The 16,118-nt window shown below is 69.9% G+C and carries 11 protein-coding genes and 2 pseudogenes; 8 read left to right on the top strand and 5 right to left on the bottom strand.

Going from position 1 to position 16,118, the window contains the following annotated elements:
• The first annotated feature begins 27 nt into the window (after positions 1-27).
• The 3 genes from ACFYRU_RS19855 to ACFYRU_RS19845 are packed head-to-tail and all read left to right on the top strand — an operon-like array spanning position 28 to position 3,307.
• Positions 28-804, top strand: coding sequence for an alpha/beta fold hydrolase (locus tag ACFYRU_RS19855; RefSeq protein WP_387660778.1), 777 nt, complete (start codon positions 28-30; stop codon positions 802-804).
• A gap of 41 nt (positions 805-845) precedes the next feature.
• Positions 846-1,724: an SDR family NAD(P)-dependent oxidoreductase gene (locus ACFYRU_RS19850; RefSeq protein ID WP_387660775.1), complete on the top strand. Its 879-nt coding sequence runs from the start codon at positions 846-848 to the stop codon at positions 1,722-1,724.
• The gene (locus ACFYRU_RS19845) at positions 1,721-3,307 is read left to right on the top strand and encodes an AMP-binding protein (protein ID WP_387660772.1); all 1,587 of its coding nucleotides are present in this window, start codon (positions 1,721-1,723) and stop codon (positions 3,305-3,307) included. Before ACFYRU_RS19850 ends, ACFYRU_RS19845 begins: the two co-directional genes overlap by 4 nt.
• Here ACFYRU_RS19845 and ACFYRU_RS19840 read toward each other — a convergent pair.
• The gene (locus ACFYRU_RS19840; protein ID WP_387660770.1) at positions 3,294-4,076 is read right to left on the bottom strand and encodes an LLM class flavin-dependent oxidoreductase; all 783 of its coding nucleotides are present in this window, start codon (positions 4,074-4,076) and stop codon (positions 3,294-3,296) included. The two genes, ACFYRU_RS19845 and ACFYRU_RS19840, sit on opposite strands and share 14 nt — an antisense overlap.
• Positions 4,077-4,216: 140 nt before the next feature.
• On the opposite strand from ACFYRU_RS19840, the gene ACFYRU_RS19835 reads away from it, so the two are divergent.
• Both ACFYRU_RS19835 and hrpA read left to right on the top strand, forming a co-directional pair.
• Entirely contained in the window at positions 4,217-4,621 is a 405-nt protein-coding gene (locus ACFYRU_RS19835) for a universal stress protein (protein WP_387660767.1), read from the top strand.
• Positions 4,622-5,110: 489 nt separating this feature from the next.
• Positions 5,111-9,022 (top strand): ATP-dependent RNA helicase HrpA, encoded by a 3,912-nt coding sequence (gene hrpA / locus ACFYRU_RS19830; RefSeq protein ID WP_387660764.1) that lies wholly within the window; start codon positions 5,111-5,113, stop codon positions 9,020-9,022.
• 2 nt (positions 9,023-9,024) lie between these two features.
• On the opposite strand, the gene ACFYRU_RS19825 is transcribed toward hrpA, so the two are convergent.
• Positions 9,025-9,633 carry a TetR/AcrR family transcriptional regulator gene (locus tag ACFYRU_RS19825; RefSeq protein WP_387660762.1) on the bottom strand — a complete coding sequence of 203 codons (609 nt, stop codon included), beginning with the start codon at positions 9,631-9,633 and terminating at the stop codon, positions 9,025-9,027.
• Positions 9,634-9,732: 99 nt separating this feature from the next.
• Positions 9,733-10,557, bottom strand: coding sequence for an alpha/beta fold hydrolase (locus ACFYRU_RS19820; RefSeq protein ID WP_387660759.1), 825 nt, complete (start codon positions 10,555-10,557; stop codon positions 9,733-9,735).
• Positions 10,558-10,770: 213 nt separating this feature from the next.
• On the opposite strand from ACFYRU_RS19820, the pseudogene ACFYRU_RS19815 reads away from it, so the two are divergent.
• A pseudogene (locus ACFYRU_RS19815) lies at positions 10,771-12,108 on the top strand (BTAD domain-containing putative transcriptional regulator); the annotation flags it as partial.
• Positions 12,109-13,595: 1,487 nt separating this feature from the next.
• On the opposite strand, the gene ACFYRU_RS19810 reads toward ACFYRU_RS19815, so the two are convergent.
• Entirely contained in the window at positions 13,596-14,405 is an 810-nt protein-coding gene (locus ACFYRU_RS19810; RefSeq protein ID WP_387660757.1) for a helix-turn-helix transcriptional regulator, read from the bottom strand.
• Between the two features lie 64 nt (positions 14,406-14,469).
• On the opposite strand from ACFYRU_RS19810, the pseudogene ACFYRU_RS19805 reads away from it, so the two are divergent.
• Together ACFYRU_RS19805 and ACFYRU_RS19800 are read left to right on the top strand one after the other, a co-directional pair.
• A pseudogene (locus ACFYRU_RS19805) lies at positions 14,470-14,894 on the top strand (DinB family protein); the annotation flags it as partial.
• 60 nt (positions 14,895-14,954) lie between these two features.
• Positions 14,955-15,323, top strand: coding sequence for an ankyrin repeat domain-containing protein (locus ACFYRU_RS19800; RefSeq protein WP_387662912.1), 369 nt, complete (start codon positions 14,955-14,957; stop codon positions 15,321-15,323).
• Here the strand turns inward: ACFYRU_RS19800 and ACFYRU_RS19795 are convergent.
• Positions 15,289-16,095, bottom strand: a complete 807-nt coding sequence (locus ACFYRU_RS19795; protein ID WP_387660754.1) for an AraC family transcriptional regulator — start codon at positions 16,093-16,095, stop codon at positions 15,289-15,291. The two genes, ACFYRU_RS19800 and ACFYRU_RS19795, sit on opposite strands and share 35 nt — an antisense overlap.
• Positions 16,096-16,118 lie beyond the last annotated feature (23 nt).

Here is a 16,118-nt window from a genome sequence, read left to right as displayed (position 1 = left end):
AACCCCTGCTCGGCGAAAGGCTTTTCGATGGCACTGCACTTCGTGTCCCACGGTGACGGCACACCGGTTCTCGCGTTGCACGGCTGGTCGCCCGACCACCGGCTGATGACCGGCTGCCTGGAACCAATCTTCGGTGAACTCTCCGGCTACCGCCGGCTCTATCCGGATCTGCCCGCGATGGGCAAGAGTCCGGCCGGCGACATCGACAGCTCGGACGGCATCATGGCCGCGCTCCGGGAGTTCATCGACGAGCAGATCGGCGACGAACCGTTCCTGCTGCTCGGCGAGTCGTACGGCGGCTACCTCGCGCGCGGGCTGGTCGCGGAGCGGCCGGAGCAGATCCGCGGTCTGGCGATGATCTGCCCGACCGGCGAGCTCTGGCACAAGGACCGGAAGCTGCCCGAGCACGTCGTGCTGCGGACCGAGCCCGGGGTGCTCGAGTCCCTCGAGGAGGGCGAGGACTTCACCGACCTCGCGGTGGTGCAGACGGCCGCGGCACTGGCGGCGTACCGGTCGGACGTGGCGCCTGGCCTGGCGCTCGCCGACGAGGCCGCGATGGAACGCATCCAGAAGAACTGGGCGCTGACGATCGCGCCCGAGAGCGGCCCGCCGTACGTCGGCCCGTCGCTGATCCTGTGCGGCCGGCAGGACGCAGTGACCGGGTACGAGGACCTGTTCCCGCTGCTCCCCCACTACCCGCGGGCGACGTACGCCGTGCTCGACGTGGCCGGGCACAACCTGCAGATCGAGCAGCCGGAGTTGCTGCGCGCCTTCGTGAAGGAGTGGTTGCTCAGAGTGGGCTGAGGGTCTCCCGCAGATGGCTACCAGCGGGTAATGTCGGCGACATGGTGACTGCTGAGCGTCCGATCGGGTGGTCGTTGCTGGTCGCGCTGACCAACGGGCGGAGCGGGATCTCCGACGAACGGCTCGCGGCGGCGGTCCGCGGGAAGGTCGTCCTGGTGACCGGCTCGTCGTACGGGATCGGCGAGGCGACCGCCCGGCGGCTGGCTGCGGCCGGTGCGACAGTGCTGCTCGTCGCACGGACCGAGGACCAGTTGCAGGTCGTGGCCGACGAGATCCGGACCGGCGGCGGGTCCGCGTACGTGTACCCGGCGAACCTGGCGGATCCGGCAGCGATCGAGGAGCTCGTGCGGACCGTGCTGGCCGAGCACGGGCACGTCGACGTACTCGTGAACAACGCGGGCAAGTCGATCCGCCGGTCGATCGCAGACACGTACCAGCGGTTCCACGACATCGAGCGGACCAACGCGGTGAACTACCTCGGCCCGGCCAAGCTCGTGCTCGATCTGCTGCCGTCGATGCGCGAGCGGCGGTCCGGGCACATCGTGAACGTGTCGACCGCCGGGGTACGGACGCCGCCGATGGCGCGGTGGTCGGCGTACCTCGCGTCGAAGAGCGCGTTCGACGTGTGGCTGCGGTGTGTGGCGCAGGAGGTGCGCGGGGACGGGGTGACGACATCGACGGTGTACATGGGGTTGGTGCACACGCGGATGAGCGAGCCGACGCCGCTGCTCAACAAGCTGCCAGGGTTGTCGCCGGAGCAGGCGGCGGACCAGGTGTGTACGGCGGTGGCGGGGCGGCCGCACAACATCACGCCGCCGTTCGTCCGGCCGGCCGATGCCTTGGGCAACCTTCTGCGGGTGCCGACGGACCGGTTGCTGGAGCAGTACTTCCGGCGTACCGGCGGCGGGCGGAAGCGATGATCCGGCCGATCCCGCCGATCCGGCCGCCGGAGTGGCTGCTGCACGGCGCGGCGGAGATCGGCGCGTTGCCGGTCGCGCTGATCAGGTCCGGGGTGTGGCGGTCGGCCGGACCGTCCCAGCTGCTCCGGATCGAGCGCGCGTTCCGCACCTGGGGCCAGTCGATGGCGACGCTCGCGACGGTCGCGGCGATCCGCTACCCGGACCGCGCGGCGGTCATCTGCGGGGACGAGCAGCTCACCTATGCGGAGCTTGACGCGCGGTGTGAGCGGATCGCGGCCGGCCTGCACGAGCAGTACGAAATAGTTGCCGGCAGCAAGGTAGCCGTCCTGTGCCGAAACCACGCCGGCTTCCTCGAAGCCACCCTCTCCGCCTCCCGCCTAGGCGCAGATGTCCTCTTCCTGAACACAGAGTTCGCCCCACCCCAACTCGCAACAGTCCTCACCCAACACCAACCGAACCTCCTGATCCACGACCCCGAATTCACCCCACCGCCCGGCATTCGCTCAGTACTTTCCTCCGATCTTCCAATGGGCAACAGAGCGCCGGCGCCCGGGCGGGTGGGGCATATCACGCTGCTTACGTCGGGGACTACTGGGGCGCCTAAGGGGGCTCCGCGGGTGCCTACTGCTTTGGGTTTGGCGGGGTTGACGGGGAGTGCGTTGCAGCGGTTCGGGGTTCGGGCCGGTGAGCCGATGGTGATCGCGCCGCCCTTGTTCCATGGGGTCGGGTTGTTGACGTCGATGCTCGCGTTGTTCCTCGGGTCGCCGTTGGTGTTGCGGCCGCGGTTCGATGCCGCGACCTTGCTCGCGGACGTCGAGGCGACGCGAGCCGGGTCGGTGGTCGCGGTACCGGTGATGCTCCGGCGGTTGCTGGAGCTCGGACCGGCCGAAACCGCGCGGTACGACCTGCGCTCGTTGCGCGCGGTGATCTCCGGCGCCTCGCAACTCGGTGCGCCGTTGGCCGAGCGGTTCGTCGAGCGGTTCGGGCCGGTGCTCTGCGACGCGTACGGCTCGAGCGAGGTCGGGATCGCCACGATCGCCACGTCCGCGGACCTGCTCGCCGCGCCGGGAACAGTCGGACGGCCGTGCCTCGGCAGCTCGATCCGCATCCTCGACGACCAGGACCGTCCGGTGCCGGCCGGCACGACCGGGCGGATCTTCGCCGGCGGCGGCCTGGTGTTCGGCGGGTACTCGGACGGTTCGAGCAAGACCGTCGTCGACGGACGGATGAACACCGGCGACCTCGGCCATCTCGACGCGGCTGGCCGGCTGTTCGTCGACGGCCGCGAGGACGACATGATCGTGTCCGGCGGTGAGAACGTGTACCCGGTCGAGGTCGAGCAATGCCTCGCGGCCCATCCCGCCGTCGCGGAAGCGGTCGTCACCGGCGTCCCGGACGAGGAGTTCGGCCAGCGTCTGATCGCGTACGTCGTACTTGACGAGCCCGCCACCGAGGACGACCTCATCGCGCACGTGAAGGCGAACCTGGCGCGCTACAAGACCCCGCGCCAGGTGGTCGTCCTGGACGAGTTCCCGCGAAACGCCACCGGCAAGGTCCTGCGGAGCAAGCTCACCCCGCCGTGAACAGCTTGTAGAAGCGCGTCATGCGGTCCAGCGCATCGCGCTCGTCGCCGAAGGAGACCGCGAGGGTTTCCGCGCCCGCACCGGCCAGTTGGTGAGCCGCTGCCAGTACAGGACCGGGATCGCCGGTGGACCAGTCGAGGCGGGTGCCGACCCGGATCGGTCGATCGGTCTGCGCGCGCAGCTTCGCGACCGCGGTCGCGAACGCGGGACCGTCGAGGCCGAGGCCCTGCCACTCGTCCCCGAAACGCGCCGCCCGACGTAGCGCGGGAGCCGTCGTCCCGCCGATCATCAGCGGGAGCGGGGCGCGGAGCGCAGGTTCGAAGACACCGCCGCTGTCACGCCCCTCGAACAGGTCGCGGATGATCGCGAGCGATTCGTCGGTACGGCGGCCTCGTTCCTCGAAGACCGCACCGACCGCCGCGAACTCCTCAACGGCCCAGCCGGCGCCAAGGCCGAGGACGATCCGTTCGCCCGACAGCCGGTGCAGCGTCGCGGCCTGTTTCGCCACCACGTACGGGCTGCGCAACGGCAGCACCAGCACCGACGTACCGAACCGGATCCGGGTCGTCCGCGCGGCCAGGTAGCCGATCGTCACCAGCGGCTCGTACACACCGCCGTACGTCGCGCCGAACTCCCCCGGCGGCAACAGGTGGTCCGGCAACCACGCCGTTCCGTAGCCCAGCTCCTCCGCGGCGACCGCGAGCTCGACCAGGCGTTCCGGCGCCATCGCCGCGGACTCGTCCGGGAGGACCACCTGCAGTTCGACCATGCACACGACCCTAGTGCGCGAACGCCAGCCACTCACCAAGGAGGCGTGCGGGCGCGTCCTGCACTCTCGTCCAGCGTGGGTTCGACGAGGTCGGCCCGGTTGGTGAGTGGTGCAGGTCCGCCCGTGGGAGAGTGGGGGTCGTGAAGATTCTCGTCGGATACGTACCAACGCCCGAAGGTGAGGCGGCGCTGACCGCGGCGGCGGCCGAGGCCACGTTGCGTGGAGCCTCGATCCTGCTGCTGAACACCAGCCGCGGCGACTCCTACATCGACGCCCGCTACGCCAACACCGACGAGTTGGCAGCCGCCGAGACCAAGCTCCGCGAGGCGGGCGTCGAGGTGACGATCCAGCAGGCGCTGACCGAGGGCGACGTGGCCGGCGCCCTGCTGAAGGCGGCCGCCGCCGACGACGTCGGCCTGATCGTCCTCGGCCTCCGCCGCCGCAGCCCCGTCGGCAAACTCATCCTCGGCAGCACCGCCCAACGCGTCCTCCTCGAATCCCCCGTCCCAGTCCTCGCCGTCAAAGTCCCCTCCCCCCACGACTGAACACGCGCTGCTGGAGTCCCCCGCCCCGCCCTAGCCGCCAAGGCCACCCCACCCACGACTGAACGCGTGCTGCTCGAGTTCCCGGTCCTCGCCGTCGAGGTCGGCTTGCCTCACGACTGAGCGCGTTCCGGCGGTCCTCGCGGGCGGCTCGCGGATCGCCAGGCCACCACAATCCGCGTCGACGACGCAGGTACCGCCTGCGCAGCGCGTGGCAGGGCGGTTGTGATGGCCTGGGCGTTCGGTAATCCGGGTGATGGGTTGGGGGCGGCGGCCTAAACTGGTCGGGTTATGCCTGATGCCCGGACCGAGTCCCCGAGTCCATCCCCAGCCCCCACCCCGGCCCCGGCTCCCCGCCGGCGCCGCCGCGGCGGGAAAGGCCGGCAATCGGCCACTACGGAGCAGTCCTCCCGCGCCCCTTCTTCCTCCCCCTCCACCAGGACCGCCGACACCCCCTATTCACCCGCCGACCCAGGCACGGGTGATGGGGTGGTGAGTTTTGGGGAGGTTGTTGGGCGGCTGGAGGGTTTGACGGCGTACGACCGGGAGCAGGTCGGGCGGCGGTTGGAGCGGGTTCGGCGGACTACGGATGCGAAGAAGCGGGCCGGTGAGCTGCGGACCGTGGTGACGGCCGTCGAGCAGGCCGAGCGGCGGGTCGAGGTACGGCGGGCCGCCGTGCCGGAGATCTCGTATCCGGAAGAACTGCCGGTCAGCCAGCTCAAGGAGGAGATCGCCCAGGCGATCCGCGACCACCAGGTCGTGGTCGTCGCGGGCGAGACCGGGTCCGGGAAGACGACGCAGATCCCGAAGATCTGTCTCGAGCTCGGCCGTGGCATCCACGGCATGATCGGGCACACCCAGCCGCGCCGGCTGGCCGCGCGGACCGTGGCCGAGCGGATCGCGGAAGAGCTCGGCACCGAGCTGGGCGAGACGATCGGTTTCGCCGTCCGGTTCACCGACAAGGTCAGCGAACGCTCGCTGGTCAAGCTGATGACCGACGGCATCCTGCTGAACGAACTCCAGCGCGACCGCGACCTGACCCGGTACGACACCCTCATCATCGACGAGGCGCACGAACGCAGCCTCAACATCGACTTCATCCTCGGGTACCTGAAGCGGCTGCTCCCCCGCCGCCCGGACCTCAAGGTGATCATCACCTCCGCGACCATCGACCCGGAGCGGTTCGCCGCGCACTTCGCGGACGCCAACGGCGATCCGGCGCCGATCGTCGAGGTCTCCGGCCGGACGTACCCGGTCGAGGTACGGTACCGGCCGGTCAACGACCCGGACGACCCGAGCACGATCGACCGCGACCAGACGCAGGCGATCCTGGACGCCGTCGACGAACTCGAGTACGAGGCGGACGGCGACGTCCTGGTCTTCCTGTCCGGCGAACGCGAGATCCGCGACACCGCCGACGCGCTCAACGACAAGTTCCGCGGCGAACGCCGGACCACGGAGATCCTCCCGCTGTACGCGCGGCTCTCGAACGCCGAGCAGCACCGTGTATTCCAACCGCACCCGAACCGCCGGATCGTCCTCGCCACCAACGTCGCCGAGACCTCGCTGACCGTCCCCGGCATCAAGTACGTCATCGACCCCGGTACGGCACGTATCTCGCGCTACAGCCACCGCACCAAGGTCCAGCACCTCCCGATCGAGCCGGTCTCGCAGGCCAGCGCGAACCAGCGCAAGGGCCGCAGCGGCCGGACCAGCGACGGCATCTGCATCCGGCTGTACTCCGAGGAGGACTTCGAGAACCGCCCGGAGTTCACCGACCCGGAGATCCTGCGGACCAACCTCGCGAGCGTCATCCTGCAGATGACCGCGATCGGGCTCGGCAACATCGCCGCGTTTCCGTTCATCGACGAACCGGACAAGCGCAGCATCACCGACGGCCTGCAGCTGCTCACCGAGCTCGGCGCGATCGAGAACCCGAAGGGCGGCCGGCTGACCCCGATCGGCCGGCAGCTGGCGCAGATCCCGCTCGACCCGCGGCTGGCCCGGATGATCGTCGAGGCGGACAAGCACGCCTGCGTCCGCGAGGTGATGGTGATCGCCGCGGCGCTGTCGATCCAGGACCCCCGCGAACGTCCGACCGATGCGGAAGCGCAGGCGCAGCAGGCGCACGCCCGGTTCCGCGACCCGAACAGCGACTTCCTCGGGTACCTGAACCTGTGGGGCTACCTGAAGAAGCAACAGAAGGAGCTGTCCGGCAACCAGTTCCGCCGGATGTGCCGCAGCGAGTACCTGAACTATCTCCGCGTCCGCGAGTGGCAGGACATCTTCGCGCAGCTCCGCCAGGTCGCGTCCCAGATCGGCGTACAACTGAACAGCGGCGAGCCCGCCGACCCGCAGAGCGTGCACATCGCGCTGATGTCCGGCCTGCTCAGCCACCTGGGGATGAAGGACCCGGCCAACCAGCACCAGTACCTCGGCGCCCGCGGGACCAAGTTCGCGATCTTCCCCGGCTCCGGGCTGTTCAAGAAGCCGCCGCAGTTCGTGATGGCGGCCGAACTGGTCGAGACGTCGAAGCTGTGGGCGCGGGTGAACGCGAAGATCGAGCCCGAGTGGGCCGAGGACCTCGCGCCGCACCTGATCAAACGGTCGTACTCCGAACCGCACTGGGAGCGGAAGGCCGGCGCCGTGATGGCGTACGAGAAGGTCACGCTGTACGGCGTACCGATCGTCGCCCGGCGCAAGGTGAACTACGGCAAGGTCGACCCGGAGGTGTCGCGCGAGCTGTTCATCCGGCACGCGCTGGTCGAGGGCGACTGGGACACGCACCACAAGTTCTTCCACGAGAACCGCAAGCTGATCGAAGAGGTCGAGGAGCTCGAGGAACGGACCCGGCGGCGCGACCTGCTGGTCGACGACGAGACGCTGTTCGCGTTCTACGACGAGCGGATCGGCGCCGAGGTGGTCACCGGCCGGCACTTCGACACCTGGTGGAAGACGGCCCGCCAGCGCGACCACGACCTGCTCGACTTCGAGCGTTCGCTGGTCGTCCGCGAGGGCGCCGAGGTGCGCGAGGAGGAGTTCCCGCTGCACTGGTCGCAGCACGGGATGACGTTCGACCTCACGTACGCGTTCGAGCCGGGCACCGACGCGGACGGCGTGACCGTACACATCCCGCTGCTGGTGCTGAACCAGGTCACCGCGGACGGCTTCGAGTGGACCGTACCCGGGTTCCGCGAGGAACTTGTCACCACGCTGATCAAGTCGTTGCCGAAGAACATCCGGCGGAACATCGTGCCGGCGCCGGATCACGCGCGGCAGATCCTGCCCGAGCTGGATCCGGCGTCCGGGCCGCTCACCGACGCGATGGCCCGCGCCCTGCGGGAACTCCGCGGTGTGGTGATCGAGCCGGCCGACTGGGACTGGACGCGGGTGCCGGAGCATCTGCGGATGACGTTCCGGATCGAGGACGACAAGCGCAAGACGGTGGCCGAGGGCAAGGACCTCGCGAAGCTGAAGGAGAAGCTGAAGCCGAAGACGACGGCCGCGATCTCGCAGGTCGCGTCGAAGGCGGTCAGCGGGCTGGAGAAGTCGGGCCTGACGGACTGGACGTTCGGCGATCTCCCCCGCAGCTTCTCCGAGCACCGCAACGGCCTCACCGTCGCCGGGTATCCGGCCCTCGTAGACGAGGGCAAGACCGTGGCGATCCGTCTGCAGGAGACCGAGCGGGACCAGGCCGCGGCGATGTGGGCGGGTACCCGCCGGCTTCTGCTGCTGACCATGCCGTCGGTGATCGACGTCGTACAGCGTCACCTGAGCAATCAGCAGAAGATGACGTTGATGGCAGGTCCGCATCGCAACGTCGGCGAACTGCTCGACGACGCGATCGGTGCCGCCGTGGATCAGCTGATGACCTCGGCGGGCGGCCCGGCGTGGAACCTGACCGCGTTCTCGATCCTGCGTGACGCCGTACGGTCCGAGCTCGCGGACACCGTGCTGACGATCCTGCAGCAGGTCGAGCAGGTACTCGCACACGCCAGGACCGTGGACAAGCAGATCTCCCGTGCATCGAGTCCGGCGTTGCTGGCCGCGCTGTCCGACGTGCGCGGTCAGCTCGAAGGTCTCGTACATCCCGGATTCATCACCGAGGCCGGCGCCAAGCGACTGCCCGACCTGGTGAGGTATCTGCGCGGCATGGAGCAACGACTGGACAAGCTCGGCGCGAACGCGGCACGGGACCGCTCCGGCATGGCCGTCGTCGACATGCTCACCGACGAGTACCGCAAGAAGCTCCGCGCGGTGCCGACCGGCAAATACCCGAGCCCGGAGCTCCTCGAGGTCCGCTGGATGCTCGAGGAACTCCGCATCAGCCTCTTCGCCCAGACCCTCGGCACGCCGTACCCCGTCTCCGAGAAGCGCATCCGCAAGGCGCTGGCCGACAGCTAGGTCTACTTCAGGATCGCGGATTCGACCCGCTCGGTGAGCCAGCGGGTCGTGCGCTCGACACCCCACCCGAACTCGTCCGCCGCGAGCGCGAACTGGGTGTACCGGAAGTGGAAGAAGATGATCTGCACGGCTTCCTCCACCGTGATCCCGTCGGTGAGGCCGCCGACGTCCCGCATACCGGTGACGATGTCCCGGAGCGCGTTCTGCTGGCGTTCGTCGGCCACTTTCAGGAACGCCTCCGCCGCGGGCGAAGCGGCCGCGGCCCGGGTCACGATCCGGATGATGTCGCCGAAGTCGGCGTAGATCGCGACGTACCCCTTCGCCAGCGCGTCCAGTTTGGCGTACGCAGACTCCGCGGCCAGGCATTCGGCAATGATGCTCGGCACCAGGTCGCTCGTGGTCCACATGTCCATCAGCGCTCGGAGGAGGCCCTCCTTTCCGCCGCACTGCGCGTACACGGTCGCCGGGGACACCCCGGCGTCCCGGGCGATGCTTTCGACGATGGTCTGCGAGTACCCGAACTGGCCGAACAACTTCCGTGCCGAGCGCACGACCTCTTGCCGGGTCATGTCCGCGTACAGCTCGCGCCGGGACTGTCCGTGCTCTGGCACCCGCACCCACCTTCGATCTCCGACGCTCCCGGCGCCGCGCGAGCGCGGCCGGTCCCGCGGCGAATCTATCCGAGTGGGACCGGCGGCGCCGTGCTGCCCTCAGGACTTGATGAAGTCGAGGACATCCGCGTTGATCACGTCGGCGTTCGTGGTCGGGATGCCGTGCGGCCAGCCCGGGTAGGTCTTGAGCGTGCCGTTCGCGAGGATCTCGACCGCCCGCGGCGCGGTGCTGCGGTACGGAACGATCTGGTCGTCGTCGCCTTGCATGACCAGGACCGGCACGCTGATCTTCTTCAGGTCGTCGGTGTAGTCCTCCTGGGCGAACGCGTCGACGCAGTCGTACTGAGCCTTCGCCGAGCCCATCATGCCCTGGCGCCACCAGTTCTGGATGACTGCCTCGGACGGTTCGGCACCTGGCCGGTTGTACCCGTAGAAGGGCCCGGCGGCGACCTCGCGGAAGAACTCCGACCGGTTCGTCGCGATGCCCTGCTTGAGGCCCGCGAAGACCTCCGGCGGCTGGCCGTCAGGGTTCGCGTCGGTGAGCTGTTGCGACGGTACGACGGAGCTGATCAGTACGGCCTTCGCCACGCGGCTCTCGCCGTGCCGCCCGAGGTAGCGCACCACTTCGCCGCCGCCGGCCGAGTGGCCGACATGCACGGCGTCGCGAAGATCGAGGTGGGCGACCAGGGCAGCGAGGTCATCGGCGTAGTGGTTCATGTCGTGGCCTTCGGAGACCTGGGCCGACCGCCCGTGTCCGCGGCGGTCGTGCGCGATGACCCGGAAGCCCTGGCCGAGGAAGAACAGCATCTGGTTGTCCCAGTCGTCGGCCGACAGCGGCCAGCCGTGGCTGAACACGATCGGCCGGCCGGATCCCCAGTCCTTGTAGAACAGCTCCACCCCGTCGGGGGTCGTGATCGTTGCCATGGTGTGCTCGCCTTCTCGATCGACGTGGTCGGCGGGCGTCGCTCCGGGCCGAGAGCGTGCACGCCACGGTCGACGGTAGGGACCCGCAGTTGACGGCCAGTGGATTTGCAGTGGATCGCTGGCTGGAGCCTGACTCCAGCCTCTAGAGTGCGAGTTGACCGAAGTGCGTGACCGCAGTCCGCGGAGGCCGGACCGTCGAAGAGGGGGCCGGACATGACGGAGACGCTCATGCCCCGAAGCGCCGGCACGCATCCGCTGGGCGACGCCGGTTCGCTGCGGCTGCAGGTCCTGGGTCCGCTGCGGGTCTGGCACGGTGGTGTCGAGGTCGACCCCGGTCCACGCCAGCAGGCCTGTCTGCTCGCACTGTTGCTGGCTCGTGCCGGCAGACCGGTCGGTGCCGGCGAACTGATCGACTTGATCTGGGGCCAGAACGAGCCGGCCAGCGCGCTGAACGTGATCCACAAGTACGTCGGATCGCTCCGCCGGCTCCTCGAGCCTGCGCTGCCGTCGCGGCAACCGGGCGCCTACCTCGTGCGGAGCGCGAACGGGTACCTGTGTACCGCCGGCCCGGACGTCCTGGACCTCGCACGCTTCCGGCTACGCGTCGCCACGGCCAGGGACGAGAGCCGCGACGCCGCCGCGCTCGACCAGTACGTCGCCGCGCTGGAGCTGTGGAGCGGCCCGGCGGGAGGGGGCGTCGTGCAGAGCCCGGCCGCGGTGCCGATCTTCGCAGGACTGGACGACGAGTTCTTCGGCGCCTGTGTGGAGGCGGCGGAGCTGGCGATCTCGCAGGACCAGCCCCACCGGGTGCTGCCGGCTCTCCACCTCGCCTCGACCATGGCTCCCCTGCACGAGCCGGTGCACGCCGCCCTGGTCCGCTCGCTGTGCGCCGCCGGGCAGCAGGCAGCGGCGCTGACGGCGTACGACGTGATTCGTCGCCGGCTCGCCGACGACCTCGGAATCGACCCTGGCGCGGCGTTGCGTTCCGCCCAGCGGCACGTACTCGAGCAGGTCGCCGAGCCTGCGCCGGCTGCCATCCGGACCGCCGCTCCGGATCGTGAGCTGGATGGTGAGCTGGTCGGGCGAGCCGCGGAATGTGAGCTGCTCCGCAGCGCGGTCGAGCCGGCGTTCGCGGCCGGGACGGCTGTTGTCCTGCTTGAGGGCGAGCCCGGCATCGGCAAGACCCGGCTGCTCCAGGAAATCGCCCGTCACGCCCAGGCTCGGGCCGCGCACGTGGTCTGGGGGCATGGCCTCCAGGGCGGCGGCGCGCCCGCGATGTGGCCGTGGGTGGAGGTCGTCCGGAGTCTCCTCGAGAGCCGGTCGACGACTCGGCGGGCCGAGTGGCTCGCCGGCGATCTGAGCCGCCTCACCGAGACTCGTGATGCCGGACCGGCACCGGCCGTCCCCGACGACGGCGCCCGGTTCAGGCTGTTCGAAGAGGTCGTCGGGGTGATCTCCGAATCGGCGGTCGAGCACCCCCTGGTGATCGTCCTCGACGATCTCCAGTGGGCGGACCCCGCCTCGTTGCACCTGTTCGACCATGTCGTCGCCCGGCTTCCCGCCGGCACCGCAGTGGTCGCGGCGCTACGGAACCGGGACCCGTCGCTCAGCCTCGAGCTGGCGCGGGCGCTCGCCGCTGCGACCCGGATCCGCAATCACCGCCGGCTGCTCGTCGGACCGCTCGCCGAGCCGGGGGTCGCCGAGCTGCTGCGACGCGAGACGGGCGACCTTCCCGCCGCGCAGGTCTCCCGTGCCGTACATGCGCGGACCGCCGGCAACCCGTTCTTCGTCCAGGAGGTGGCACGGCTGCTCGCCGACGGCAGCACTCTCACCGAGGAGTCTGTGCTGCGCAGCGGCGTCCCCCTGACCGTCCGGGACGTGGTTCGCAACCGCATGGCTGCCCTGGATCCCGGCACTCAGGAGCTTCTGCAGGCGGCCGCGCTCGCGGGCAGGAGTGTCGACCTGGTGCTGCTCGCGCGGATCGCGTCCGCGGACGTGGCGACCTGTCTGGATCAGCTCGAGCCGGTCCGCGAGCTCGGTCTCGCCGGTCCCGCGCCGGGAGGTCCCTTCACGTACTGCTTCGCTCACGATCTCGTCCGCGAGGCCGTCTGCGAGACCGTCCCGCCCGGACGCGCAGCGTCGCTGCATCGGGCGATCGCTGACGCGATCGAGGCCGTCGGCCCGACGGACGATTCGCTCGCCGAGCGGGCGGCGCACCATCTGTGGGAGGCCGGTCCGCTCATCGACCCGGCGCGTACGGTCTCGGCCTTGCTCCGGGCCGGGGCGCGGGCGACCGCGAAGACCGCACTCCGGGACGCCGAGCGTCACCTGGTCCGCGCCGTCGAGCGCGCCCAAGGAGCAGCCCTGCTCGAGGTCGAACTGGAGGCGCTGTCCCGCTTGATCGCGGTCGCCGGGATGCGCTCGATGTACGGCACCGCGTCCGTCGACCTGCTCGAACGAGCGGAGACGGTGGCGAAGACACTCGGCCGAGAGCGCCAGGCAGCGAGCTTCCTCTTCTCCCGGTGGACTGCGCACGTGCAAGGCCTCGAGCACGAACGCAGTGGCATCCTCGCGGATCGCCTGCTGGAGCAGGGGGCGACCTCCAGCGATCCGGTCGTCCGCGGGTACGGGGACGCAGCGTGGGCAATTCAGCAGTGGCACCTCGGGCGTCTCGGAGAGTCGTACCGCCACCTGACCGCGACGGCGTCCCAAGGGCCGCCTGGCGATCACCACACCGACCCGGTCTGGGACGGGCTGCGGCTGCTCATCGTGGCGACGCAGGCCGAGATCTCCGCGTACCACGGGAAGTCCGCTCAGGCACGCGCGGTCCTGGACGAACTCGTCGCGGGCGCGGGGGACGATGTGTATGCGACCGCCGTCGCGACGTGCATGGCGGCCCGGTCCGCATCCGTCGTCGGTGACCCGGAGTGGGCGCTGCGGGTCGCGGATCTCGGGATCGCCGCGGATCCGCAGTTCTCGTTCGTCTTTCTCGGCACGTATCTCCGCCTCGCGCGATGGTGGGCGCTGGCGATGACCGGTCAGGATCCCAGCGCGGCGGCGGACGCGGCCGAGCGGCTGATCGTGGCCAACCTGACGAACCCGATCCGATCCTGCGTCGCCACTTGGTATGCGCTCCTCGCGGAGATGCGGCTGGCGGCCGGTACGCCCTCGGCAACCATTGCGACAGGATCCGGCGCGTCGTCGAAGCGGTAGCGGGAGCCGGTCAGTACGGGATGGGTGATGCGGTCGACGCGGAACGTCCGCCAGGCCTGCCGGTCGCGGTCGCGGGCGACGAGGTACCACCGGCGGCCGGTGTGGACGATCTGCAGGGGTTCGACGCTGCGCTCGGACTCGGTGCCGTCGTGGGTGCGGTACCCGAACCGGATGCCTTCGGTGTGCCGGCAGCCTGCGGCGAGAGTGACCAGGACGCCGGCGTCGACCGGCGGCAGTTCGCCCTGCGGCAGTTGGGTGGTGTGCGCGCCGATCGCGTCGACCTGTTCGCGTAGCCGGACCGGCAGCACCTGGTGGAGTTTGGCCAGCGCGGAGATCGCCGCCTCCTCGACACCGGACACGGTCGTGGTCGTCGCGACCCGCAGTCCGACCGCGATCGCCACCGCCTCGGCGTCCTCGAGCAGCAGCGGCGGCAGCCGTCCGCCCGGACCGAGCCGGTACCCGCCGCCGATCCCGGCCTCCGCGTCGATCGGGTACCCGAGCGCCCGCAGCCGCGTGACGTCCCGCCGTACTGTCCGCGGCGTGACCTCGAGCCTCGTGGCCAGCTCGGCGCCGTCCCACTGCGGACGCGAATGCAGCAAGGACAACAACCGGAGCAATCGGGACGCGGTATCCATCTCGTCCCCGATTATCCCCGACCTGCGGACCGATCCTGTCCGCAGGTCGTCCTACGGTGCATTCATGACGACGCTTTCGCAGGATCTCCTGGACCTGTCCGACTTCGCCTGGCAGCGGTTGCGCAACCGGGTCGAAGGGATGACCGACGAGGAATACCTCTGGGAACCGTTCGACCGCTGCTGGTCGGTACGGAAGTCCGACGCGGGCCTCGTGCTCGAGCGTACGAACCTCCCGCCCGAGCCGGAGCCGTTCACCACACTCGCGTGGCGGATCACGCACATCGTCGACATTCTGCAGGAGGACAGGACGGCCACCTGGTTCGGTCACAGCCCCTCGCCGCAGACGGCCAACCACCCGTGCCGGGTTCGGCCGCGGAGGCGCTGGCCGCCCTCGATCACGCGTACGACGTGTGGCGCCGGCGACTCGCGGCGCTCAGTCCCGAGGATCTCGCCCGGCCGATGGGCCCGCCGGCGGGTCCGTACGCCGAGCACGCGGGCAGCTCGTTCGCGCTGCATATCCTCGACGAGCTGATCCACCACGGCGCCGAGGTGGGCACCGTCCGCGACCTGTACCGAGGTCTCCACGCCGAGGACCCGTTCGCCGGTGACCACACGCCGGCCGACCGGCCGGCACTTCTCGCCGAAGCAGCCGCCGCACAACGGTGGGACACGGTGCGCGAACTCGCCGACCGTGGCTTCGATGTCGACGCCCGCACGTCGGGTGGCGCGACCGCCGCACATCTCGCAGCCGGCACCGGTTCGCTCGACGTCCTGCGGTTCCTGGTCGACCGCGGCGCCGACCTCTCGCTGAAGGACACCCAGTTCGACGCCGATGTCGCCGGGTGGGCCGCCTGGTCCGGCCAGACGGCTGTCACCGAGTACCTCACGGCACGAACGCGCGCTGGGAGCGGTGCCTGAAGTCGGTCGGGGTGAGGGCGTGGGCGGTGGTGAAGCAGCGCGTGAAGTAGGACTGGCTGGTGAACCCGCAGCGCGTCGCGATGCCCGCGATCGACATGTTGGTTGCCGCGAGCAAGGATGCGGCGTGCTCCAGGCGCAGGTCGACGATGAACGCGGTCGGGGTCACGCCGTACGCCGCTCGCATCGTACGGGACAGGTGCGCCGGGCTAACGCCTGCGAGTTCGAGCAGCCGCGGTACTCCCCCGCGAAGGTTCTCCTCGGCGCGCATTGCCGTACAAGCCTTCGCCAGCCAGTCAGGTACGCCGGGAGCACCCGGCTCGCGCGGCGTGAGCAGCTCGAGGAGATCGGTCCAGAAGCGCAGCAGGTCATAGGTGCTCGGGTTCGTTTGGAAGCGGTCGAGTGCCTGCTCGAAGATCGGGATCGCCTGCAGTCGCTGCACGCTGATCCGGCCGCGGGGTGTGCGGGTCAGGTCGAGGAAGCCCTGCCACAGCGAGCTCGGGAACGCGACGTTGATGAACTCCAGCCCGTCCGGTGCCGACCCTCGTACGGCGTGCCGGTCGCTCGGCCGGACCAGTACGACGTCACCGGCACGGAGTTCCTCGACGCCTGTGGTCAGCAGGTGTTCACCGCTGCCTGACACCACACCCATGAACTCGTGGAAGTCCGCGTGCGTATGCAGCTCGGTGTCACGGGCGCGCGCTGGGATCCGTACGCGGGCCGCGTGGTAGGGCCGGCCGAACGCGTGCGCCTCGAAGCGCAGGACCTGATCCACATCAAGAGAGTACAAATTCCGGT

The sequence above is a fragment of the Kribbella sp. NPDC004536 genome (assembly GCF_042873835.1).
In the GTDB taxonomy this organism is placed as follows: Bacteria; Actinomycetota; Actinomycetes; order Propionibacteriales; family Kribbellaceae; genus Kribbella.
The sequence above is the reverse complement of the archived record's forward strand: the minus strand, read 5'-3'. Positions and strand labels throughout refer to the sequence as shown.

Excerpts from the sequence above, each read along its gene's own strand:
- ACFYRU_RS19855 (WP_387660778.1), top strand. The coding sequence starts at position 28 with ATGGCACTGCACTTCGTGTCCCACGGTGACGGCACACCGGTTCTCGCG.
- ACFYRU_RS19850 (WP_387660775.1), top strand. The coding sequence starts at position 846 with ATGGTGACTGCTGAGCGTCCGATCGGGTGGTCGTTGCTGGTCGCGCTG.
- ACFYRU_RS19845 (WP_387660772.1), top strand. The coding sequence starts at position 1,721 with ATGATCCGGCCGATCCCGCCGATCCGGCCGCCGGAGTGGCTGCTGCAC.
- ACFYRU_RS19840 (WP_387660770.1), bottom strand. The coding sequence starts at position 4,076 with ATGGTCGAACTGCAGGTGGTCCTCCCGGACGAGTCCGCGGCGATGGCG.
- ACFYRU_RS19820 (WP_387660759.1), bottom strand. The coding sequence starts at position 10,557 with ATGGCAACGATCACGACCCCCGACGGGGTGGAGCTGTTCTACAAGGAC.
- ACFYRU_RS19810 (WP_387660757.1), bottom strand. The coding sequence starts at position 14,405 with ATGGATACCGCGTCCCGATTGCTCCGGTTGTTGTCCTTGCTGCATTCG.